Origin of the sequence: Xanthomonas hortorum pv. cynarae (assembly GCF_002939985.1) — a bacterium.
GTDB classification, from domain to species: domain Bacteria; phylum Pseudomonadota; class Gammaproteobacteria; order Xanthomonadales; family Xanthomonadaceae; genus Xanthomonas; species Xanthomonas hortorum_D.
On sequence record NZ_MDFM01000037.1, the window covers coordinates 1 to 20,314 of the forward strand.

The following is a 20,314-nucleotide window of genomic DNA, read 5'->3' on the forward strand; positions in this document are numbered from 1 at the left end:
CACTTGGCGGTGAAGTCGCTCAAGTCAGGTCGCCTGGGCCACTTCACAACCGTTGGTGTTGCGAATCGGAGTTGAAGCCGCCGGGCCATTTGTAATGCCGGTTTCTAATGCTCCTATGGTTATGCGGCTTTTTTCATCTTTAAAGTCATATGATTTTTGTAAAATGCAATCAGACGCGACACGATTGCCTGAGGAAAATAGTATTGACATAAGCTCAGGTGTGGAAAAAGCGCCGGCATCATTATCTTTCTCCAGTCCGCTTCAATACCCGGTCTACATGGATTGACCTATAAGTAGGTGTATGTTATACAGCCGCTACAGGGGGAAATTTCCAGGGAGATTAGGATGAAAAATTTGTTCAAAATTGCCTGTTTAAGCTTTAGCTTTATTTCATTTAATTCAACTGCTCAAGTGCGACATGTGACAGCTGAGAGTGAAGAGACTAAAGCTTACTCAAAGAGCGCGATGATATCGACTGCTGAGGCGGCTAGGCGAATTAACATTCAAGAAAACTCGGAGAAAGATTTGGCTGCGCTGACTCGCCGCTACAGCGGACGCCTTGCGGGCGCATATTGGGAGGAGACTCCTGAGTTTCGATTCGTTATTAGATTGAAGGGGAGCGAGAAAGCGTCTCCTGCAAAAATTTCAACGTCCTTTGGCGAAGTGCCTGTAATTATAAGGCTCGGCGCTAGCAAGACTGCAGAAGAAGTGAGGCAAATAATCAGCAGCAATCAGGAGGCCTTGTTTAAAAGCTTACCCGGATTGCAAGGCAATTTATATGATGAGAAAACAGGTCAAATAGTTTTATACGTTTCTGTTCCAGAGTCGGAAAAGGCTGGTATAAAGAAGGAGATTCCAGCTCTCGAGAAGGTACTTGGAAATCCGGTGCGAATTGAGTTCCTGCCCGGACCTTTACGTCAAGCGGCTTATTTACGTGGCGGAAATATACTTCAGGGCTCTGACGGAAGTCAATGTACTAGCGGATTCATGGTCAGAGAAACTGCGACAAAGACGTTAGGTGTATTAACGGCTGGTCATTGCCCAGACACTATGGTTTATTATAATTGGGTTCCAGCTGGGCAGGCTGGACAGGTTGTTGCAATCTTGGATTTTAAAAAAGAGATATACGATGCTGGTCACGATTTGCAGTGGCATGGTTATCCGGGCATTGGTTACACAGCATCTTCATCAATAACTGGTTCGAATGTTTATTCGACAGGCATCCAAGCTATCCAGTATTCAGGCACCGCTAGCGTTGGTCAGCGCCTTTGCCATCGCGGTGTAAATACGGGATTTTCTTGTGGGGTTGTTTCGGCTACAAGTTTTGGATTCCCTCCGAAATCTTGTAATGGTCAAGATTGTGATAGCTCGGCGTACATGGCAATGGTCGGAGACGAATTGGCATGCTTCGGCGGTGACAGTGGTGGTCCTGTTTGGAGTGGATTTACTGCATATGGCATCGTCAAATCCGCTGCTTTTTCTGGTGCTAATCCCGGGCAGTGCGGATTACTCGTATATATGCGGATCGGAAAAATTCTCGACTCTGGACTACGCCTCTTCTAGCAGCATTTGCATTAAATTTTCTATTTTTTTGTCGATCAAAATAGGATCATCATTCGGATAATACAGTGATTTGATCTAAGATTATTTTTTACAAGATCTAAAGTCTGTTGAGCTATAACCCAACAGTACGCGCCTATCGTAACGGATTGTTGGGCCATCTCTTCGCACCCGCTCTTGCAGCCCCTCCTGGTGCACGCGTGCAATGAGTGAGACGCGTCCCACAAATCCAACGCTCGCAGCGCTGGGGTTGGCGCTAACCTTGAAGTACTTGGCCTGGCGCAGCTTGGCAAACATCTTGGCGCATTTGATGCGTCCGGACCTCTGCCGCAGCTGCTGCTTGCGCGGCGCGTATGGCGTGCCATCGGGCGCCTGCTGCTTGCCGATGTGCTGGCTTTGCGAGCGCCTCAACTCCGTTCCGATCTTGCGGGCCAGTATGCGACGTTCGCCCGGCAGTAGTGGCGAGGCCCAGTTCTCCAGCGCGGTCAGCTCATCCATGTGGGATCGATCACCGGCTCGGGCGCATGGGTGATGTCGTAGCCGCCGCCATCCTTCGCGGTCACGACCACGCATTCGGGCAGCGCTACTTGATCGACAGATTCACGGCTCCGGTGCGTGCAGATCGATCCAGCCCTGCAGCGCGCTCAGCTACGCGGCGGTGGCGTGGCAGCTGGTGTAGTGGTCGGCTACGGTACCGGCAATCCCGTGTCGACCAGGACGGTCAGACCGTTGTTTTGCCAGTGCGCCGCTGCACCCGTTGCACTTGGCTAGATCTGCAGTAGCAGACCCGGCTGCTCGTCCACCGGCAAGCCCGGTCTGCACGCCCATTCGGTGCTAGTTGCCCTGGAAAGCGAGTGCTAGCGTCAAGATGCGCGCATCGGCATGGTCGGCGGCGGCGCTCTCCCGCTATGCTCGCCAGCTTCCACTATCGGCGGGACGATCCATGCAGCGCTTATTCGGGCAGTTGCCAGACGGTGTCGAGGTCCACGCGCTTACGCTGCGCAGCGAGGCTGGGCTGGAGGCGGAAGTGCTCACCTATGGCGGCATCCTGCATGCGCTGCGGCTGACCACGGCGCAAGGCGTCGTGCCGCTGCTGCTGGCCTTGCCGGACCTGCCTGCTTACGCCGCCGACGGCGATAGCCTCAACATCCTGGTCGGCCGCTTCGGCAATCGCATCGCCGGGGCGCGTTACACATTGGATGGCGTCACTCACACGCTGGCGGCCAACGAGGGGCGCAACCAGCTGCACGGTGGCCTACGCGGCTTCGGGCGGCGTGTGTGGCGCGTGCTGGAGCAGGCGCCGGATCAGGTGCTGCTCGGCTACGACTCGCCTGATGGCGAAGAAGGCTATCCCGGCAATCTGCAGGTGCGTGCGCGGCTGCAGCTGGAGGGACGCAAGCTGCAGCTGGACTTCGAGGCGCAGTGCGATGCCGCTACCCCGTTGAACCTCACCCATCACCCATATTTCAACCTGTCCGGCGACCCGCATCACCGTGCCGCCCAGCAGGTGCTGCGCGTGCCGGCCGATCGTTATCTGCCGGTGGATGCGGAATCGATTCCAACCGGCGAGATCGCTTCGGTCGCCGGTACGCCGTTCGATTTCCGCATTGCTGCCGCGTTGTCCGACAACACTGATCCATCGCATCCGCAAGTGGTGCTAGGCAAAGGCTACGACCAATGCCTGGTGCTGGCAGCCGACGCCGATTGCGTTGCCGAGCTGTATTCGCCGCACAGTGGCGTGGCGCTACGCATCACCAGCGATGCACCGGCGGTGCAACTCTACGAAGGCCAGCATCTGGACGCACATCATCCCGGCCTGGGCCGCGGCGTGTGTCTGGAGCCGCAGGACTACCCGGATGCGCCCAATCACCCCAACTTCCCGTCGACAATCCTGCGGCCAGGCGAGATCTACCGCCGCCGCATCGCCTATCACTTCGCCAGCGCTGGCCCGGATCAGCCCTGGGCCACGGTGAGCGCTGCGCTGGATGCCTGAGCGCGGGTACCGCAACCACGTTGAGGCCAGGACGCTCCTGAAGCCAACGCCATCAGCGCGGCCCCAGCACCAGCTCGATCACGAACTTGCTGCCGAAGAACGACAGCACCAGCAGCACCATCGCGGTCAGCGTCCAGTGCACCGCCTTAGTGCCGCGCCAGCCATTGCGCCAGCGGCCGATCAGCAGCGCCCCGAACACGATCCACGACAGGATGCTGAGCACGGTCTTGTGCAACAGCCGCTGCGCCAGAAAATCCTGCACGAACAGCAGGCCGGTCAGCAGGGTCAGACTCAGCAGCACGAAGCCCACCGTGATCGTGCGGAACAGCAGCGTCTCCAGCTCGGTCAACGGCGGCAGCGCACGTAGCCAGGTGTGGAAGTCGCGTCGGCGCAGTGCGCGCTCCTGCAACCACAGCATGATCGCCAGCAGCGCAGCGATCCCCAGCGTGGCGTAGGCCAGTAGCGCCATCCACGCGTGCAGCTCCAGGCGCCAGCCCAGATCCGAACTCGGCTCGTGACCGTAAGCGTGATAGCAGGCCAGCAGAATCGCCGACAGCGGAAACACCACCACGCCCACCGCCGCCATGCGCCCGCGCCCGCCGAACACCGCCGTCAGCGCGGCCATGCCCAGCCCGCACAGCGATAGTGCCGCGAAGAAGTGCATGTCCGGCCCGCCGGCGGTGCGGAATGCCACCAGCACGTGGTACCCGGCATGCAGCGCCACTGCCGCCAGCGCCGGTATCAGCCAGCGTGCAGGCGCCTGGTTGCCATCGCGCAGCACCGAACGGGTGAGCAGCGCGGTGGCCAACAGATACAGGGCGAACGCGATGAGAACGATTGTCATCGTGGAAGTTTCGCACACTGGGGGCTGGCGCCGGAATCGGGAATCGGGAATCGGGAATCGGGAATCGGGAATCGGGAATCGGGAATCGGAAGAGCGGGCCTGCCCAGCCGGGCAGGGCGGCCGATTGGCCTGTGCCGCTATAATCGACGCCCGTTTCCCCTCACGCGGTCCTTTGCGCATGTTCGAGTCCCTTACCCAACGTCTCTCCGGCACCATGGAGCGCCTGCGCGGCCGCGGCCGCCTGACCGAGGAGAACATCCGCGAAGCCACCCGTGAAGTGCGCATCGCATTGCTCGAAGCCGACGTGGCGCTGCCGGTGGTACAGGCGCTGATCGAACGCATCAAGGTGCGTGCGGTCGGTCAGGAGGTGCTCAAGTCGCTGACCCCGGGCCAGGCGCTGATCAAGATCGTCCGCGACGAACTGACCGCGGTCATGGGCGCGGCCGCCACCGACCTTAACCTCAACGTGCCGGCGCCGGCGATCATCCTGATGGCGGGCCTGCAGGGTGCGGGCAAGACCACCACGGTCGGCAAGCTCGCCAAGCACCTGAAGGAAAAGCGTAAGAAAAAGGTCATGGTGGTCTCGGCCGACGTCTATCGCCCGGCTGCGATCGAGCAGCTCAAGACCCTGGCCGAACAGGTCGGCGTGCTGTTCTTCGCCTCCGACGCCTCGCAGAAGCCGGTGGACATCGTGCGCGCCGCCATCAGCGACGCGCGCAAGTCCTTCGTCGACGTGCTGCTAGTCGATACCGCCGGTCGCCTGGCGATCGATGCGGCGATGATGGACGAGATCAAGGCGCTGCACGCCGCGGTCAACCCCACCGAAACCCTGTTCGTGGTCGATGCGATGACCGGCCAGGACGCGGCCAACACCGCCAAGGCCTTCGGCGAAGCGCTGCCGCTGACCGGCGTGGTGCTGACCAAGACCGATGGCGACGCCCGTGGCGGTGCCGCGCTGAGCGTGCGCTACATCACCGGCAAGCCGATCAAGTTCGTCGGCACCGGCGAAAAGACCGACGGCCTGGACGTGTTCCATCCCGACCGCGTCGCCAGCCGCATCCTGGACATGGGCGATGTGCTGTCGCTGGTGGAGCAGGTCGAGCAGAGCGTCGATCAGGAAAAGGCTGCCAAGCTCGCCGCCAAGGTCGCCAAGGGCAAGAAGTTCGACCTCAACGACATGAAGGAACAGCTCGAGCAGATGCAGAACATGGGCGGCATCCATGGGCTGATGGACAAACTGCCGGGCATGGGCCAGATCCCGGACAACGTCAAGCAGCAGGTCACCGGCAAGGAAGTGCCGCGCATGATCGCGATCATCAATTCGATGACCAAAAAAGAGCGCCGCAACCCGGCGCTGCTCAACGGCTCGCGCCGCTCGCGCATCGCGCGCGGCTCGGGCATGCAGCCGGCCGACGTCAACAAGCTGATGAAGCAGTATCAGCAGATGGAAAAGATGATGGGCAAGCTGGCCGGCGGCGGCATGAAAGGCCTGATGCGCAACATGAAGGGCATGATGGGCGCCATGGGCGGCCGCGGCGGCATGCCGTTCCGCTGAGTTCAGTAATGCGCTGACGCGGCCGCCGTGCCGCCGCACTGGGCCTGCACTGGCAATGCAGGGCATCGCGCAGATGCAGCTGCGATTGCGTGGATGCAGTCAAACGCCCAGGTCAAACGCTGAGTTGGTCGAGCGCGCGGTGCCCTCACCGCTCGCGGGACACGCCGTGAACCCGTCCCTGGGGGCTCGGTGGCGGCATCCATGCCGCCACACGGTCCCGCAATCGGCGAGGACACCGCACCAGAGAGTGAGTCGGTTGCTTTGAGAACCGACCATCTTGACTGGTCATTGCCCGCCCACCGTCGCGGGACCTTACGCGGCATGGATGCCGCGTAAGAGCCTACATGGACGTACTTGCGGCGTGTCCCGCGATGGTGGGCCGGCAAGGGCCCTGCAGCCATGCCGCAGATCAGCCGGCCTGCATTAGACTGACGTGAAGTAGTTTTGTAGGCGGCTCTTCGTCGAGGTAACCATGACCGATAACCGCATGTATTTCGCAAACGATGAAGACGCTGCACTGCAGGCGGCCTACGCCGCAGCGCGCGACACCTTCAAGTTTTTCTGGCGCGAACTGTCCTGGGAATATCGCCGCATCGTGCCGGGCCTGGAGATGGCGGCAGTGAAACTGCCTTTCGCCACCGATGCTTCCGCGACTGATGCGCCTTCGCACGAGCATATTTGGATCTCCGACGTGCAGTTCGATGGCGAGCAGGTCTCCGGCAGCCTGCTCAACGATCCGGAATGGATCGCAGGACTCACTGCCGGTGACGCCGTGTCTGCACCGATCACCGACCTGGAAGACTGGATGTACGTAGTCGATGGCCAGGTCTACGGCGGCCATACCATTGCAGCGATGCGTCGCACGATGTCGCAGGACGAACGCGCCGAGCACGACGCTGCGTGGGGCCTGGACTTCGGTGAGCCGAGCGTAGTGCGCCTTGTGCCTGCACCTGTGCCGGAGCGCAAAAGCGGCTTGTTCGGCAAGATGTTCGGTAGCAAGCCGGCTCAGGTCGCTGCAACGGAACAGACTCCGTCCGAGCGCGAGCATCCGATGAGCGAGAACATGGGCGCAAAGTTCGGCGAAGGCCTGCGCGATCAGCCGGACATGGTGCATTTCCGCGACGACGCCGGTTGGACGCTGTTGCAGCGCGATGCCTTGGCGGGCAACTATCAACCGGTGTCATTGTTGCTGAAGCACGGCGCGGATGCGTCGCTGCGCACGCCATCGGGCAAGACGGCATTGGATCTGGCTCGACAGATGCAATGGCCCAGAATCGTGCAGCTTCTCGAAGGCGATCACTGAGGTGTCGGTGACACCGTCGCTTGCGTCGGATGGCCCGTACGCAAACGTCGCGCGTTTTTGCCGGCGTTTTGGCTTAGGCGCTCCCATTCTGCTCAGCCCCATGGCCGGCGCCTGCCCGGTGCCGTTGTCGACGGCGGTTGCTGAAGCCGGTGGCATGGGCGCGATGGGTGCGGTGTTGTCGCAGCCGCAGGAGATCATGGCGTGGATGACGGCGTTTCGTGAAGCAAGTGCCGGACCCGCGCAGATCAATCTATGGATTCCCGATCCTGCACCGGTACGCAACGCAGATGCGGAAGCGCGCATGCGGGAATTTCTATCGCAGTGGGGGCCGCCAGTTTCTGCAGCCGCTGGCGACGCAACGCAAGCCGACTTCGACGCACAGTTCGATGCCTTGCTCGCCGCGGGTCCTGCAGTCGCCTCATCGATCATGGGGCTGTTCCGGCCCGATCAGGTTGCGCGTTTGAAGGCTGCCGGCATCGCCTGGTTCGCCTGCGCCACCACACTGGACGAAGCGCTTGCGGCACAGGCAGCAGGTGCCGAGGCGGTGGTCGCACAAGGTGCCGAAGCCGGTGGGCATCGTGGCGCCTTCGATGCCAGTCAGGCCGAGCGCCAGACGACCGGATTGTTCGCCTTGTTACCGCGATTGGTCGATCACCTGCACATCCCGGTGATCGCCGCAGGCGGCATCGCCAGCGCACGCGGCATTGCTGCGGCGCTCACACTGGGCGCAAGTGCAGTGCAGATCGGTACCGGCCTGCTGCGTACGCCCGAGGCTGCGCTGCCGAGCGCCTGGGCCGAGGCACTGACGCAGGCCGAACCGGAACAGACCCAGCCGACCCGTGCATTCTCCGGCCGGCTGGGTCGTGCGCTGATCACGCCATATCTGCGTGCCGCCAGTGCTGCAGATGCGCCGCCGCCAGTGCCGTATCCGGTGCAGCGCGCGCTGACCGCGCCGATGCGCCAGGCCGCCGCGCGCGACAACCGCCTGGATGCCATGCAGGCCTGGGCCGGGCAATCGGCCTGGATGGCGCCCGCGCAGCCCGCCGCGCAGGTGGTAACGCAGTGGTGGGCGAACGCGCAGGCGCTGTTATGTCGGTGATCTTCTGCAATGGCGTGCCCGCCAGCGCGGCGCAGCTCGGGGCTGCCGCGCTGATCAACTACGGCCACTTCACCACGCTACAGGTGCGCAGCAGTGCCGCGCTCGGGCTGGATCTGCATCTGCAGCGCCTACAGCAGGGCAGTAGCGCGCTGTTCGGCATGGAGCTGGCGCAGGAGGCAGTGCGTCTGCAAATGCACGCCGCGCTGGAAGCCTCGGCAATGGCCGATGCCAGCCTGCGCGTCACCGTGTTCGCGCAGGATTACGACTTTCGCGATCCCTTGCGCGAGGTCGCGCTGGACGTGCTGGTTGCGGTGTCGCCGCCAGCGGACATGCCCGAGACCGGGCTGCGTGTGCAGGTGACCAGCTATGTACGCGATCAGCCCGAGCTCAAGCATGTCGGGACATTTCCGCTGTTGCGGCTGCGCCGGCTGGCCATGAATACCGATCACGACGATGTCGTGTTGCAGGATCCGCAGGGCAGGGTGCTGGAAGGCGCGTTCTGGAATCTGGGTTTGTGGGAGCGCGGCGGCGTGGTCTGGCCGCAGGGCCCGGCCTTGCTGGGAACGCGTCAGCAATTGCTGCAGACCGGGCTGGAAACGCTGGGGATCAGCCAGATTCGGCGGCCGGTGCAACTGGACGAACTGGATCGTTTCGATGGCGCCTTCGCCTGCAATGCGCGCGGGCAGCAGGCGATCGTGGCGATGGGGCCGGCCCGCTGGGGCCCTCATGCAGCGCAGCTGCCGTTACTGGAGCAGGCCCTGCAAACCCATGCCTGGCAAGCGATCTGAGACTTGTCGCTGGACGGTCAGCGGGTGGGTTGGCTTCGCCGCCGGGGCCCGCTATAATCGGCGGCTTACCGCGCCACTCTGGCGACTGGGCAACTCAGGAAAACGACACCATGGTCAAGATTCGACTGACCCGCGGCGGCGCCAAGAAGCGTCCGTTCTACCACATCATCGTGACCGACGTGCGCAGCGCGCGCGACGGCCGCAACATCGAGCGTCTGGGTTACTACAACCCGGTTGCCCAGGGCGCAGAACCGCGCGTCGTGCTGGACATCGCGCGCGTCGACCATTGGGTCGGCCAGGGCGCACAGCTGACCGACAAGGTGCGTAACCTGTATCGCGAAGCATCCAAGCCTCAGGCCGCTGCGGCCTGATTTGGGAGGGCCGAGCGCATCGCTCGGCCTAGCTGACGCAGATGAAACAGACCGAGCGCCGTATCCTGCTGGGCAGGGTTGCCGGCGCTTTCGGTGTCAAGGGCGAACTCAAGATCGAGTCCTGGACCGAGCCGCGTAGCGCAATCTTCCGGTACCAACCGTGGATTCTGCGTACGCCCTCGGGTGAGGAGTCGACACTGAGCGGAGCGCGCGGGCGCGATCAGGGCAAGCATCTGGTCGCAACATTCCCAAGTGTTTCCGATCGCGACACCGTCGAAGCCATGCACGGGATCGAGATTTATGTCTCGCGCAGCGTGCTGCCGCCACCCAAGCCCGATGAATATTATTGGGTGGATCTGGAAGAGTTGCAGGTGGAAACCGTCGAGGGCGTCAAGCTCGGCACGGTGTCGCATTTGTTCTCCACCGGTTCCAACGACGTGATGGTGGTGCGCGGCGATCGCGAGCGGCTGGTGCCGTTCGTGCTGCCGGATTTCGTCAAGTCGGTCGACTTTGAAGCCAACTTGATCGTGGTGGACTGGGATCCGGATTTCTGATCGGAATGGCGCATCGCGCCGCTCCGCTCTTGCTTTACCCATTCCCCACTCCCGATTCCCGACTCCCCAGTGCGCATCGACGTCATCAGCCTGTTTCCCGAGTTCATCGCGCAATGCGCGGCGTTCGGCGTGATCGGGCGGGCGCAGGAGCGTGGCTTGCTGGAACTGCAGGGCTGGAATCCGCGCGACCATGCGCAGGGTAACTACCGCCGTGTGGACGATCGTCCGTTCGGTGGTGGGCCCGGCATGGTGATGTTGATCGAGCCGTTGCGGGCCTGTCTGGCTGCGGTGCAAGCTGCAGACACGCGTCCTGCACCGGTGATCTACCTCAGCCCGCAGGGGCGGCCGCTCACCCAGCCGCTCGCCCGCGAGTTGGTGCAGTTGCCACGTATGGTGTTGGTGTGCGGGCGCTACGAAGGCGTGGACGAGCGGTTTCTGGCGCAGGCGGTGGATATGGAAATCTCCATCGGCGACTACGTGTTGTCCGGTGGCGAGTTGGGTGCAGCGGTGCTGGTGGATGTGGTGACGCGGTTGCAGGAAGGCGTGTTGAATGACGCCGAATCTGCGGCCCAGGACAGTTTCGAAGGCCCGCAAGGCTTGCTGGACTGCCCGCACTACAGCCATCCATCGACCCACGACTGGGGCGATGTACCGGACGTGCTGCGCTCGGGCAATCACGCTGCAATTGCGCGCTGGCGTCGGCAGCAGTCGCTGGGCCGGACCTGGCTGCGTCGCCCGGATCTGCTCGACGAGGCCGGGTTGGACAAGAACGATCGCCGCTTGCTGGAGGAGTTTCGTCGCGAACTCGCCTCAGACGACGATAAACCAGGCGACGACAAATAAGGGCTCACCCCTAGCTCTTGCAACATTGATTGGGGTACAATATGCGGCTTGCTGGCCAGCCTTGCGTCTGGCCCTCCTACGAACCTCGAGCAATCGCCGTGCGGCGACTGCCGGTCCAATATCACCAGACACGCGGTGCCCATCATGAGCAAACTCAACAAGACCATCCTGGCTGACTTCGAAGCCGCCCAGATTCAGCGCCAGCTGCCGGAATTCAACCAGGGCGACACCGTTGTGGTGAACGTCAAGGTGAAGGAAGGCAATCGCGAGCGCGTGCAGGCCTATGAGGGCGTCGTGATCGGTACCAAGAATGCCGGCCTGAACTCCGCGTTCACCGTCCGCAAGATCTCGCACGGCTTCGGCGTCGAGCGCGTGTTCCAGACCCACAGCGCCATCATCGACTCGGTCGAAGTGAAGCGCCGCGGTAAGGTCCGCGCCGGCAAGCTGTACTACCTGCGTGGTCTGGAAGGCAAGGCTGCCCGCATCAAGGAAGATCTGGCCGCCGCTGCGCAGGCCAAGGCTGCTCGCCAGGCTGCTGCCAAGGCTCAGTAAGTCACACTGGCAGGTTGTTTCTGCCACTGCCAAACGGCCGCCTTCGGGCGGCCGTTTGCGTTATGGGAATCGGAATTCGGGAATCTGCAGGTGGTGATCCCACAACGTTCGCGGGAACGTGTGGGCGCGCGAGCGTCTGTTCTCCGCACAGCCAGTCGATATCAGCGCTGGCGAGGCCTCGGCAATTCCGTCAACGGTGCCGTATCGGCGACCGGCGAGGCCGGGTGTGCCGGAACCTCCGCAGCGGCCGCTAGCTCCGCCGGATCTGCAGGCGTGGTCAACATGCGCGCCTTGCGCCAGCCGCCCCAGCGGTAATACGCCAGCGACAGCAGCATCGAGCAGACCGAACTGATCGGAAGACTCCACCAGATGCCGTCGGCTCCCAGATGCGGGATCAAGGCGTTCGCCAGCGGCACGCGCACACCCCATAGACCGAATGCCAGGATCAGCAGCGGCGGGATCACCGCGCCGGTCGCGCGCACCACGCCGGAAATGACGAAGCTCACGCCAAACAGCAGGAACGACCAGATGCCGATGTGATTGAGATGCCGCGCCACTTCCAGCGTCGGGCTGTCGGTCGGCAGGAACAGCGCGAGCGTCCAGTGATCGAACAGGATCAGCAGCACGATCAGAATGCCGGTCATCAAAAAGTTGGCGACGATGCCGGTGCGTGCGGTCGCATCGACGCGGTTCCAGAGACCGGCACCCACATTCTGCGCCGCCATCGTGGAGCAGGCAGCGCCCAGTGCCATCGCCGGCATCTGCACATACGTCCATAGCTGCAGCGCTGCGCCGTAAGCGGCTGCAGTGTCGGTGCCGAAGCCGTTGACCAGCGTCATCATCGCGATCATGGACAGCGAGATCAGCACCATCTGCAGGCCCATCGGCACGCCTTTGACGATAAGCGCGCGCAGGATCGTCGGTGAGATCCGAAACAGCTGCAGGTCGCCGCGCCCCAACCACAGAACATGGCGTTTCTTGCGTAAATACAGCAACAAACCGCCGAGTGCGACCACCTGCGCCAGCAGCGTGGCCCAGGCCGCACCAGCAATGCCGAGTGCCGGAAACGGGCCGAGACCGAAAATCAGCAATGGGTTGAACACGATGTCCAGCACCACCGACACCAGCAAGAAGCGGAACGGTGTGCGCGCATCGCCGGTGCCGCGCAGTGCCGCCGACAAAAACGCGAACACATAGATCAGCGGCATCGCCAGGAAGATGACGCGTAGGTACTCCTCGGCCAATGTCTGCGATGCCGGCGGCGTGCCCATTGCGGTCAATAGATGCGGGGCCAGAAACCAGCCGAAGACCGCAATCGCTGCCGACAGGCCGCCGAAGAAACTGGCGCTGGTGCCCATGACCTTGCGTGCCTGCGCGATGTCGCGCGCGCCCATCGCCTGGCCGATCAGGATGGTCGAGGCCATGCCGATGCCGAACACCGAGCCGATCAGGAAGAACATGATGCTGTTGGCGTTGGCTGCGGCAGTCAGTGCCGCCTCGCCGAGGTAGCGGCCCACCCAGATCGCATTGATCGAGCCGTTGAGCGACTGGGCGATATTGCCTGCCAGGATCGGCAGTGCGAACAGCAGCAGATTCTTGCCGATCGGGCCTTCGGTCAGGACAGCGGATTTGGGCATCGCAGACACGCCGTGGTGCGGAAGCTGCGAACACTAGCATTGGCGTGTGTGCCGCGTGCGGTCGCCTGGCGAATCTCAACAGCCGCAGAAGAGCGAGCTCGCCATGCCGATATTACGGGGCACCACACGCGCTATGCAGCTCTGCCTGTATCAGTCAGCCAGGGCCGGGCAGGCGGGCTGGGTCTGGCCGGCGGTGGCGCTTGAGTTCCAGCGCGGTTGCCCAGATATTTCTCGCTCGATGCAGCCGGTTGCACCGCGCCGATGCAGCGAGATGACCACACCGGCATGCATCCCATGTACCCAACGGCAAGCACAACGCGATGACTCAATTGGTGGAACAAGCGACGACGGTCAGGCTGGATGTGTGGCTGTGGGCAGCACGCTTCTTCAAGACCCGCAGCCTGGCCAAGACGGCGGTGGACAACGGCAAGGTGGATGTCGCCGGCCAGCGGCCCAAGCCGTCGCGTGCGGTACGCCAGGGCGAGCAGTTGCGCATCGACCGTGGCGGTGAAATCTTCGAGATCACGGTTGCCGCGCTCAGCGACCTGCGCGGACCGGCACCGGTGGCGCAGGCGCTGTACGTGGAAAGCGATGCCTCACGCGAGGGACGCACCCAGTGGCGGCTGCAGCGCGTGGCCGAACGCACTGGCTATCGTGCACCTATCGGCAAACCGGACAAGCGTGCACGTCGGCTGATCACTGCGTTGGGCGATATCGACGCGTTGTAGCGAGGTGTGGCTGTCGTGCTGTGTCTGGAATGATGGAAACACAAACGCCCCGGTGATTCGGGGCGTTTGTGTTAATGCGGTCATCTACCTGTGTTGCGCTTGACGCGTGGAAACCAACATCGCCGCAACCGCAACCGCAACCGCAATCCGAGATCGAGGGCTTGCTCGATGCAAGCTTCTCGATGCCACGTTGATTGGGCGGCAAAAGTAGCCAGCAATCGTCAGTCGCGCGCGGGTCGCGCATTCGCAATAGCACGCGTGGCAAGTGCCGCCCCGAGCAACGACGGCACCCGCCTGGTGGCGAGTGCTGTCGTCCTTATCGCCGCTGTTACGCCAGATCGAAACGGTCCAGCTGCATCACCTTGGTCCAGGCAGCGACGAAGTCGTGCACGAACTTTTCCTGTGCATCGGCGCTGGCGTAGACCTCGGCGACCGCACGCAGGATGGAGTTGGAGCCGAACACCAAGTCCACACGCGTGCCGGTCCACTTCTGTTCGCCGGTGCTGCGGTCGCGGCCTTCGTAGAGGTCCTTCGCTTCGGAGGTGGCTTTCCACTCGGTGCGCATGTCGAGCAGGTTGGCGAAGAAGTCGTTGCTCAGCACGCCGGGACGGGTGGTGAACACGCCATTCTTCGAGTCGCCGACATTGGCGCCGAGTACGCGCAGGCCGCCGACCAGCACGGTCAACTCGGGCGCGGTCAAAGTGAGCAACTGCGCCTTGTCGATCAGCAGCGCTTCGGCCGGCACCGCGTAGCTGCGCTTGGCGAAGTTGCGGAAGCCATCGGCCACCGGCTCGAGCACGGCAAACGATTCGACATCGGTCTGCTCCTGCGAGGCGTCGGTGCGGCCCGGCGCGAACGGCACGGTGACGCTGTGGCCCGCCGCGTGTGCGGCGCGTTCGACCGCGGCGTTACCGGCCAGCACGATCAGGTCGGCCAGCGAGATCTGCTTGCCGCCGGCATGCGCGCTGTTGAACTCGGCCTGGATGCGCTCCAGCGTGCCCAACACCTGCGCCAGCTGCTCGGGTTGGTTGGCCTGCCAGTCCTTCTGCGGTGCTAGGCGGAGACGCGCACCGTTGGCGCCGCCGCGCTTGTCCGAGCCGCGGAAGGTCGATGCCGATGCCCACGCGGTGGAGACCAGCTGCGCCACGCTCAGGCCGGAGTTGAGAATGGTCTGCTTGAGGGTAGCGGCGTCCTGCGCATCGACCAGCGGGTGGTCGACGGCGGGCACCGGGTCCTGCCACAGCAGTTCTTCGCTCGGCACCTCGGTCCCCAGGTAACGCGAACGCGGACCCATGTCGCGGTGGGTCAGCTTGAACCAGGCGCGGGCGAAGGCGTCGGCGAACTGGTCGGGGTGTTCGTGGAAGCGACGCGAGATCGCTTCGTAGGCCGGGTCGAAGCGCAGCGCCAGATCGGTGGTCAGCATGGTCGGCCGGTGCTTCTTCGAGGCATCGTGCGCATCGGGAATGATGGGGTCGGCATTCTTGGCCACCCACTGGTGCGCGCCGGCCGGGCTCTTGCTCAGTTCCCACTCGAACTTGAACAGGTGATCGAAGAAGTCGTTGCTCCACTGCGCCGGGGTGGTGGTCCAGGTGACTTCCAGGCCGCTGGTGATGGTGTCTGCGCCCTTGCCGGTGCCGTAGCTGTTGTGCCAGCCCAGGCCCTGGCTTTCCAGATCGCTGGCTTCCGGCTCGGCGGCCACGTTGTCGGCCGGGCCGGCGCCGTGGGTCTTGCCGAAGGTATGGCCGCCAGCGATCAGGGCCACGGTCTCTTCGTCGTTCATCGCCATGCGCGCGAAGGTGTCGCGGATGTCGCGCGCGGAGGCCACCGGGTCGGGCTTGCCGTCCGGGCCTTCCGGATTGACGTAGATCAGGCCCATCTGCACGGCGGCCAACGGGTTTTCCAGATCGCGGGTGTGCGGCACTTCGCTGTCGTCGTCCTTCACCAGCACGCCGTGCGCTTCGTCCACGCCCGGCGAGCCGCGCGAGTAGCGGTCGTCGCCGCCCAGCCACTTGGTTTCGCGGCCCCAGTACAGGTCCTGATCTGGCTCCCAGGTGTCTTCGCGGCCGCCGGCAAAACCGAAGGTCTTGAAGCCCATGCTTTCCAGCGCGACGTTGCCGGTGAGGATCATCAGATCGGCCCAGGAAATCGCCTGGCCGTACTTCTGCTTGATCGGCCACAGCAGGCGGCGCGCCTTGTCCAGGCTGACGTTGTCCGGCCAGCTGTTGAGCGGTGCGAAGCGCTGCTGGCCGCGACCACCGCCGCCACGGCCATCGCCGATGCGATAGGTGCCGGCGCTATGCCAGGCCATGCGCACGAACAGCGGACCGTAATGGCCGAAGTCGGCCGGCCACCAGTCCTGCGAATCGGTCATCAGCGCGCGCAGTTCCTGTTTGAGCGCAGCAAGATCGATGCGCTTGAACGCCTCGGCGTAATTGAAGGTCTGGCCCAGCGGGTTGGACTTGCTCGAATGCTGGCTGAGCAGATCCACACGTAGCTGCTTGGGCCACCAATCGCGGTTGGTGGTTCCGGTACCGACGACGGCGTGATTGAACGGGCACTTTGCTTCGGTTGTCATGGCAATACCTGTGTGCGTGAGCACTTGGGGAGCTGTGTGCCGAAACTGCGGACACGTGCTGGTGGAGTCGAAGTGGTGGGCAATGCGTCAGCTATGGTGATCGATCGAAGGCGCACATGCGGCCGTGGGGTCATCGAGCATCGGTGCCGCGTGTGCCGATGCTAGCGCCTGCCCGCAGGGGCCGGTATAGGCCGGTATCCGGAATGTGACTGGCGGAGCTGCGCATCAGGCGGACTCATCGTGGCGGCGTGTGCACACGATAAGGAGCATCGATCGGTTGGGGAATTCGAATTATTCAACCATATCGATAGCGTGCCGCTATGGTTGAGGAGGAGACACCTGGGCGGAACCCAGGCGCACGGCAGCGACCTGTCAGCGCTTGCCGAACAGGCTGCTGCCGAGTTTCATGACATCGCCCAGGCCCAGCTTTCCGTCGCCATCCTGATCCAGCACGCTGCTCAGCAGGCCGCTGACGCCGCTATTGCTGCCGACTTGCTGGCGTTCCTGTGCCAAGGCCGGGCCGAGCTGACTGCTGGCCGTCGTCGTGCCACTGAGGAAGCGCTTGGCCAGATACGCCATCACGATGGGCGCCAACAGTTGCAGCAGTTGGCTGGCCTTGCCGGTTTCCAGTCCAGTGGCCTTGCCCAGGCCCGCAGCCGCTTGCGGTGCCTTGTCGCCGAACAGATGACTCACGATGCCGGCGCCATTGCCCTGCGCACCACTGGCCGAGCCGCCCAGCAGCGAGCCGAGCAGGCTGCCGATGTCCGGGCTGCCGGCGTGGTCGCGCTGCAGGGCGCCCAACAAGGCATCGGTGCCGCCGGGCTGCTGGCTGTTGCGGCCCAGTGCGCCCATCAACAAGGGCAGGGCGGTCTGCACCGCCGATTGCGCCTGCTCGGGCGCGATGCCGAGCCGGCTGGCGAGTTGCTGCAACTGCGGGCCCTGCAGTTGTGCGGCCAGTTGATCGGTCAACGAGGCGGACGTGGTCATCGGTGTGCTCTCCGGTTGGACAAAACGTCGAGGCAGGGTGCGCCTGTCGCGGCAGCAGAGCAAACCGCGGGGCGTGCGTCACCGTGCAGCATGATGTCGCGCGAGCCGGCGCTATTGCAGGGCAGCGTTCAAGCAAATACTCAAACCTGCAACTGTAATGGTTTAGCCGGGCCGCACGCGTCGGTCATGCAGCCATGCCGTTACGAATACCCAATCCCTGCAAAACAGCATTCGACCGACCACCCAACCCTGCCGCCGCAACGGATCCGCAAGCGCCGCTGTTACGAATCCCAAATCCCGACTCTCCAATCCCCGCACTCACAGCAACGCCTTCAGCCGATACAGCGCCTCCAGCGCCTGCTTGGGCGTGAGTTCGTCCGGGTCCAGCGCCTGCAGTGCTTCTTGCGCAGCAGAGGAGGGCGCGGTGAACAGGCCGAACTGCTGCGGCGCATCCAATGCGGCCGGGGCCATCTGCGCGACATGGCTTTCGCCGCCGCGTTGTTCCAGTTCGGCCAGACGATGACGCGCCTGGGTGACCGCAGCCTTGGGCAAGCCGGCCAGCGCAGCGACCTGCAGGCCGAAGCTGCGATTGGCCGGGCCGTCCTTGACCGCATGCATGAACACCAGGCGTTCGCCGTGTTCGACCGCATCCAGATGCACGTTCGCAATGCCGCTGGCGCCGCCGGCATGCGATTCGTCGGCCAGTGCGGTGAGCTCGAAGTAATGCGTGGCAAACAGCGTGTAGCAGCGATTGGTATGCGCCAGGTGGCGCGCAACCGCGTCGGCCAGCGCCAGGCCGTCGTAGGTGGAAGTGCCGCGGCCGATCTCGTCCATCAGCACCAGCGATTGCGGCGTGGCGTGATGCAGGATGTAGCTGGTTTCGGCCATTTCCACCATGAAGGTGGATTGCCCGCGGGCCAGATCGTCGCCGGCACCGATGCGGGTGAGGATGCGGTCGATCGGCCCGATCACTGCACGGCTGGCCGGCACATAGCTGCCGATATGCGCCAGCAACACGATCAACGCGTTCTGGCGCATGTAGGTCGATTTACCGCCCATGTTCGGGCCGGTGATGACCAGCATGCGGCGGTCGGTGTGCAGGTCCAGATCGTTGGGTTCGAACGGTTGGTCGCGCACCGCTTCCACCACCGGGTGGCGACCGCGTTCGATGCGCAGGCACGGTGCGCTGTCCAGTTCCGGTTGCGACCAATCCAGCGCTTGCGCGCGTTCCGCGAACCCGGCCAGCACATCCAGTTCGCTCAATGCGCTGGCGCAGCGCTTGAGGCCTTCAAGCTCGCCACCGAGTGCGTCGAGCAGACCTTCGTAAAGCAGTTTTTCGCGCGACAACGAGCGCTCGCGCGCCGACAGCACCTTGTCCTCGAAGCTCTTGAGTTCTTCGGTGATGTAGCGCTCGGCGTTGGTCAGCGTCTGCCGGCGGCTGTAGTGCAGCGGAGCCTTCTCGGCCTGGCCCTTGCTGATCTCGATGTAGTAGCCATGCACGCGGTTGTAGCCGACCTTGAGCGTGGCGATGCCGCTGCTGGCGCGTTCGCGCTGTTCCAGGTCGATCAGGAATTGATCGGCATTGGTGGACAGCCGGCGCAACTCGTCCAGATCGGCGTCGTAACCGGTGGCGATGACGCCGCCGTCGCTGAGTTTGAGCGGCGGTTGTTCGGCCACTGCGCTGATCAGCAGATGCGCGGTGGCATCGTGTTCGCCGAGTTCTGCGTACAACGTCTGCAGGCGCGGCGAATCCAGTGGCGCGAGGATGGTGCGCACCTTCGGCAGTAGCGCCAGGCCATCGCGCAAGGTGGAAAAATCGCGCGGGCGTGCCGAGCGCAGCGCCACGCGTGTGAGGATGCGTTCCAGATCGCCAAGCGCGCGGAAGGCCTCGCGCACGTCGGCATCGGCGCCGGTGTCGATCAGGCTGCCGACCGCGTGGTGGCGCTGCACCAACACCTCGCGCAGCCGCAGCGGACGGTGCAGCCAACGCCGCAGCAGGCGCCCGCCCATCGGCGTGATCGTGCTGTCCAGCACACCGAGCAAGGTGTTGCGGGTGTCGCCATCGACGCGCGTGTCCAGTTCCAGATGCCGGCGCGTGGCCGCGTTCATCGAGATCGCTTCGCTGGCCACTTCCATCGCGATGGAGGTCAGATGCGGCAGGCGCTGCTTCTGGGTTTCTTCGACATAGCCGAGCAGCGCGCCGGCCGCCGCAGTGGCACACGGTTTGTCGTCGATGCCGAAGCCGGACAGGTCGTGCAACTTGAAGAACGCCAGCAGCTGACGACGGCCGCTATCGGCGTCGAACAACCACGGTGGCCGACGCCGCACGCCGACGCGGCCGCGCAGGAATTCCGGCCAGTTGTCTTCTTCGGGCACCAGCAGCTCGGCCGGTTCCAGGCGCGCGATTTCCGCTTCCAGCGCATCCACGCTGTCCACTTCATTGACCAGAAAACGCCCGCCGGCCAGATCGGCCCAGGCCAGACCGTAGCCTTGCTTGCTGCGCGAGATCGCCATCAACAGCGTGTCGCGGCGCTCGTCCAGCAGCGCCTCGTCGGTGACCGTGCCGGGCGTGACGATGCGCACCACCTTGCGTTCGACCAGGCCCTTGGCCAGCGCCGGGTCGCCGATCTGCTCGCAGATCGCCACCGACTCGCCCAACGCCACCAGCCGCGCCAGATAGCCTTCGTAGGCATGCACCGGCACGCCGGCCATCGGAATCGGCGCACCACCGGAACTGCCGCGCTGGGTCAGCGTGATATCGAGCAGCCGCGCGGCCTTGCGCGCATCGTCGTAGAACAGCTCGTAGAAATCGCCCATACGAAAGAACAGCAGCAGGTCGGGGTAGTCCGACTTGGCGGCGAAGAATTGCTTCATCAGCGGGGTGTGCTCGACTGCTCCGCTGGTGGCCTTGGATTTGTCTTTTGA

The 20,314-nt window shown here is 63.5% G+C and carries 17 protein-coding genes and 1 pseudogene; 11 read left to right on the top strand and 7 right to left on the bottom strand.

The window, feature by feature from the left end:
• Window positions 1-345 precede the first annotated feature (345 nt).
• A complete protein-coding gene (locus XcyCFBP4188_RS19400; protein ID WP_104592675.1) occupies window positions 346-1,563 on the top strand; it encodes a S1 family peptidase in 1,218 nt (405 codons plus the stop codon).
• A gap of 81 nt (window positions 1,564-1,644) precedes the next feature.
• On the opposite strand, the gene XcyCFBP4188_RS19405 is transcribed toward XcyCFBP4188_RS19400, so the two are convergent.
• Both XcyCFBP4188_RS19405 and XcyCFBP4188_RS23500 read right to left on the bottom strand, forming a co-directional pair.
• Window positions 1,645-2,058 carry a phage virion morphogenesis protein gene (locus XcyCFBP4188_RS19405; protein WP_104592663.1) on the bottom strand — a complete coding sequence of 138 codons (414 nt, stop codon included), beginning with the start codon at window positions 2,056-2,058 and terminating at the stop codon, window positions 1,645-1,647.
• Window positions 2,046-2,167: pseudogene (locus XcyCFBP4188_RS23500) on the bottom strand (phage tail protein); the annotation flags it as partial. The gene XcyCFBP4188_RS19405 and the pseudogene XcyCFBP4188_RS23500, both read right to left, overlap by 13 nt.
• 336 nt (window positions 2,168-2,503) lie before the next feature.
• On the opposite strand from XcyCFBP4188_RS23500, the gene XcyCFBP4188_RS19420 reads away from it, so the two are divergent.
• Window positions 2,504-3,553, top strand: a complete 1,050-nt coding sequence (locus XcyCFBP4188_RS19420; protein ID WP_104592664.1) for an aldose epimerase family protein — start codon at window positions 2,504-2,506, stop codon at window positions 3,551-3,553.
• Window positions 3,554-3,605: 52 nt separating this feature from the next.
• Here the strand turns inward: XcyCFBP4188_RS19420 and XcyCFBP4188_RS19425 are convergent, their stop codons facing one another.
• Window positions 3,606-4,397, bottom strand: coding sequence for a cytochrome C assembly family protein (locus XcyCFBP4188_RS19425; protein ID WP_074056958.1), 792 nt, complete (start codon window positions 4,395-4,397; stop codon window positions 3,606-3,608).
• 178 nt (window positions 4,398-4,575) lie between these two features.
• Here XcyCFBP4188_RS19425 and ffh point away from each other — a divergent pair, with 178 nt between their 5' ends.
• The 8 genes from ffh (at window position 4,576) to rplS (ending at window position 11,462) form a co-directional block, all read left to right on the top strand.
• Window positions 4,576-5,952, top strand: a complete 1,377-nt coding sequence (gene ffh, locus XcyCFBP4188_RS19430; protein ID WP_023903200.1) for a signal recognition particle protein — start codon at window positions 4,576-4,578, stop codon at window positions 5,950-5,952.
• 472 nt (window positions 5,953-6,424) lie between these two features.
• Window positions 6,425-7,255 (top strand): DUF2314 domain-containing protein, encoded by an 831-nt coding sequence (locus tag XcyCFBP4188_RS19435; RefSeq protein WP_006449153.1) that lies wholly within the window; start codon window positions 6,425-6,427, stop codon window positions 7,253-7,255.
• A 100-nt stretch (window positions 7,256-7,355) separates the two neighbouring features.
• On the top strand, window positions 7,356-8,354 hold the full coding sequence (locus tag XcyCFBP4188_RS19440; RefSeq protein WP_006449154.1) for an NAD(P)H-dependent flavin oxidoreductase: 999 nt from the start codon (window positions 7,356-7,358) through the stop codon (window positions 8,352-8,354).
• Window positions 8,345-9,142, top strand: coding sequence for an aminotransferase class IV family protein (locus XcyCFBP4188_RS19445; RefSeq protein ID WP_006449155.1), 798 nt, complete (start codon window positions 8,345-8,347; stop codon window positions 9,140-9,142). Before XcyCFBP4188_RS19440 ends, XcyCFBP4188_RS19445 begins: the two co-directional genes overlap by 10 nt.
• 110 nt (window positions 9,143-9,252) lie before the next feature.
• Complete coding sequence (gene rpsP, locus XcyCFBP4188_RS19450) at window positions 9,253-9,513, top strand: 30S ribosomal protein S16 (RefSeq protein WP_006449156.1); 261 nt, start codon at window positions 9,253-9,255, stop codon at window positions 9,511-9,513.
• 41 nt (window positions 9,514-9,554) lie between these two features.
• Entirely contained in the window at window positions 9,555-10,067 is a 513-nt protein-coding gene (gene rimM / locus XcyCFBP4188_RS19455) for a ribosome maturation factor RimM (RefSeq protein WP_006449157.1), read from the top strand.
• A 69-nt stretch (window positions 10,068-10,136) separates the two neighbouring features.
• A complete protein-coding gene (gene trmD, locus XcyCFBP4188_RS19460; RefSeq protein ID WP_006449158.1) occupies window positions 10,137-10,910 on the top strand; it encodes a tRNA (guanosine(37)-N1)-methyltransferase TrmD in 774 nt (257 codons plus the stop codon).
• A 144-nt stretch (window positions 10,911-11,054) separates the two neighbouring features.
• A complete protein-coding gene (gene rplS / locus XcyCFBP4188_RS19465) occupies window positions 11,055-11,462 on the top strand; it encodes a 50S ribosomal protein L19 (RefSeq protein ID WP_006449159.1) in 408 nt (135 codons plus the stop codon).
• A gap of 161 nt (window positions 11,463-11,623) precedes the next feature.
• Here the strand turns inward: rplS and XcyCFBP4188_RS19470 are convergent, their stop codons facing one another.
• On the bottom strand, window positions 11,624-13,099 hold the full coding sequence (locus XcyCFBP4188_RS19470; protein ID WP_006449160.1) for an MATE family efflux transporter: 1,476 nt from the start codon (window positions 13,097-13,099) through the stop codon (window positions 11,624-11,626).
• 320 nt (window positions 13,100-13,419) lie between these two features.
• Here XcyCFBP4188_RS19470 and XcyCFBP4188_RS19475 point away from each other — a divergent pair, with 320 nt between their 5' ends.
• Window positions 13,420-13,827 (top strand): RNA-binding S4 domain-containing protein, encoded by a 408-nt coding sequence (locus XcyCFBP4188_RS19475; RefSeq protein ID WP_104592665.1) that lies wholly within the window; start codon window positions 13,420-13,422, stop codon window positions 13,825-13,827.
• Window positions 13,828-14,155: 328 nt separating this feature from the next.
• On the opposite strand, the gene katG is transcribed toward XcyCFBP4188_RS19475, so the two are convergent.
• The 3 genes from katG to mutS form a co-directional block, all read right to left on the bottom strand.
• Window positions 14,156-16,402: a catalase/peroxidase HPI gene (katG, locus tag XcyCFBP4188_RS19480; RefSeq protein ID WP_006449162.1), complete on the bottom strand. Its 2,247-nt coding sequence runs from the start codon at window positions 16,400-16,402 to the stop codon at window positions 14,156-14,158.
• A 372-nt stretch (window positions 16,403-16,774) separates the two neighbouring features.
• Window positions 16,775-17,389: a DUF937 domain-containing protein gene (locus XcyCFBP4188_RS19485; protein ID WP_006449163.1), complete on the bottom strand. Its 615-nt coding sequence runs from the start codon at window positions 17,387-17,389 to the stop codon at window positions 16,775-16,777.
• Between the two features lie 318 nt (window positions 17,390-17,707).
• Entirely contained in the window at window positions 17,708-20,263 is a 2,556-nt protein-coding gene (mutS, locus tag XcyCFBP4188_RS19490; RefSeq protein ID WP_428977250.1) for a DNA mismatch repair protein MutS, read from the bottom strand.
• Between the last annotated feature and the right edge of the window lie 51 nt (window positions 20,264-20,314).

Excerpts from the sequence above, each read along its gene's own strand:
- ffh (WP_023903200.1), top strand. The coding sequence starts at position 4,576 with ATGTTCGAGTCCCTTACCCAACGTCTCTCCGGCACCATGGAGCGCCTG.
- XcyCFBP4188_RS19470 (WP_006449160.1), bottom strand. The coding sequence starts at position 13,099 with ATGCCCAAATCCGCTGTCCTGACCGAAGGCCCGATCGGCAAGAATCTG.
- rpsP (WP_006449156.1), top strand. The coding sequence starts at position 9,253 with ATGGTCAAGATTCGACTGACCCGCGGCGGCGCCAAGAAGCGTCCGTTC.
- XcyCFBP4188_RS19475 (WP_104592665.1), top strand. The coding sequence starts at position 13,420 with ATGACTCAATTGGTGGAACAAGCGACGACGGTCAGGCTGGATGTGTGG.
- mutS (WP_428977250.1), bottom strand. The coding sequence starts at position 20,263 with ATGAAGCAATTCTTCGCCGCCAAGTCGGACTACCCCGACCTGCTGCTG.
- XcyCFBP4188_RS19425 (WP_074056958.1), bottom strand. The coding sequence starts at position 4,397 with ATGACAATCGTTCTCATCGCGTTCGCCCTGTATCTGTTGGCCACCGCG.
- XcyCFBP4188_RS19440 (WP_006449154.1), top strand. The coding sequence starts at position 7,356 with ATGGCCGGCGCCTGCCCGGTGCCGTTGTCGACGGCGGTTGCTGAAGCC.
- XcyCFBP4188_RS19400 (WP_104592675.1), top strand. The coding sequence starts at position 346 with ATGAAAAATTTGTTCAAAATTGCCTGTTTAAGCTTTAGCTTTATTTCA.
- katG (WP_006449162.1), bottom strand. The coding sequence starts at position 16,402 with ATGACAACCGAAGCAAAGTGCCCGTTCAATCACGCCGTCGTCGGTACC.
- XcyCFBP4188_RS19435 (WP_006449153.1), top strand. The coding sequence starts at position 6,425 with ATGACCGATAACCGCATGTATTTCGCAAACGATGAAGACGCTGCACTG.
- XcyCFBP4188_RS19445 (WP_006449155.1), top strand. The coding sequence starts at position 8,345 with ATGTCGGTGATCTTCTGCAATGGCGTGCCCGCCAGCGCGGCGCAGCTC.
- rplS (WP_006449159.1), top strand. The coding sequence starts at position 11,055 with ATGAGCAAACTCAACAAGACCATCCTGGCTGACTTCGAAGCCGCCCAG.
- rimM (WP_006449157.1), top strand. The coding sequence starts at position 9,555 with ATGAAACAGACCGAGCGCCGTATCCTGCTGGGCAGGGTTGCCGGCGCT.
- XcyCFBP4188_RS19405 (WP_104592663.1), bottom strand. The coding sequence starts at position 2,058 with ATGGATGAGCTGACCGCGCTGGAGAACTGGGCCTCGCCACTACTGCCG.
- XcyCFBP4188_RS19485 (WP_006449163.1), bottom strand. The coding sequence starts at position 17,389 with ATGACCACGTCCGCCTCGTTGACCGATCAACTGGCCGCACAACTGCAG.
- XcyCFBP4188_RS19420 (WP_104592664.1), top strand. The coding sequence starts at position 2,504 with ATGCAGCGCTTATTCGGGCAGTTGCCAGACGGTGTCGAGGTCCACGCG.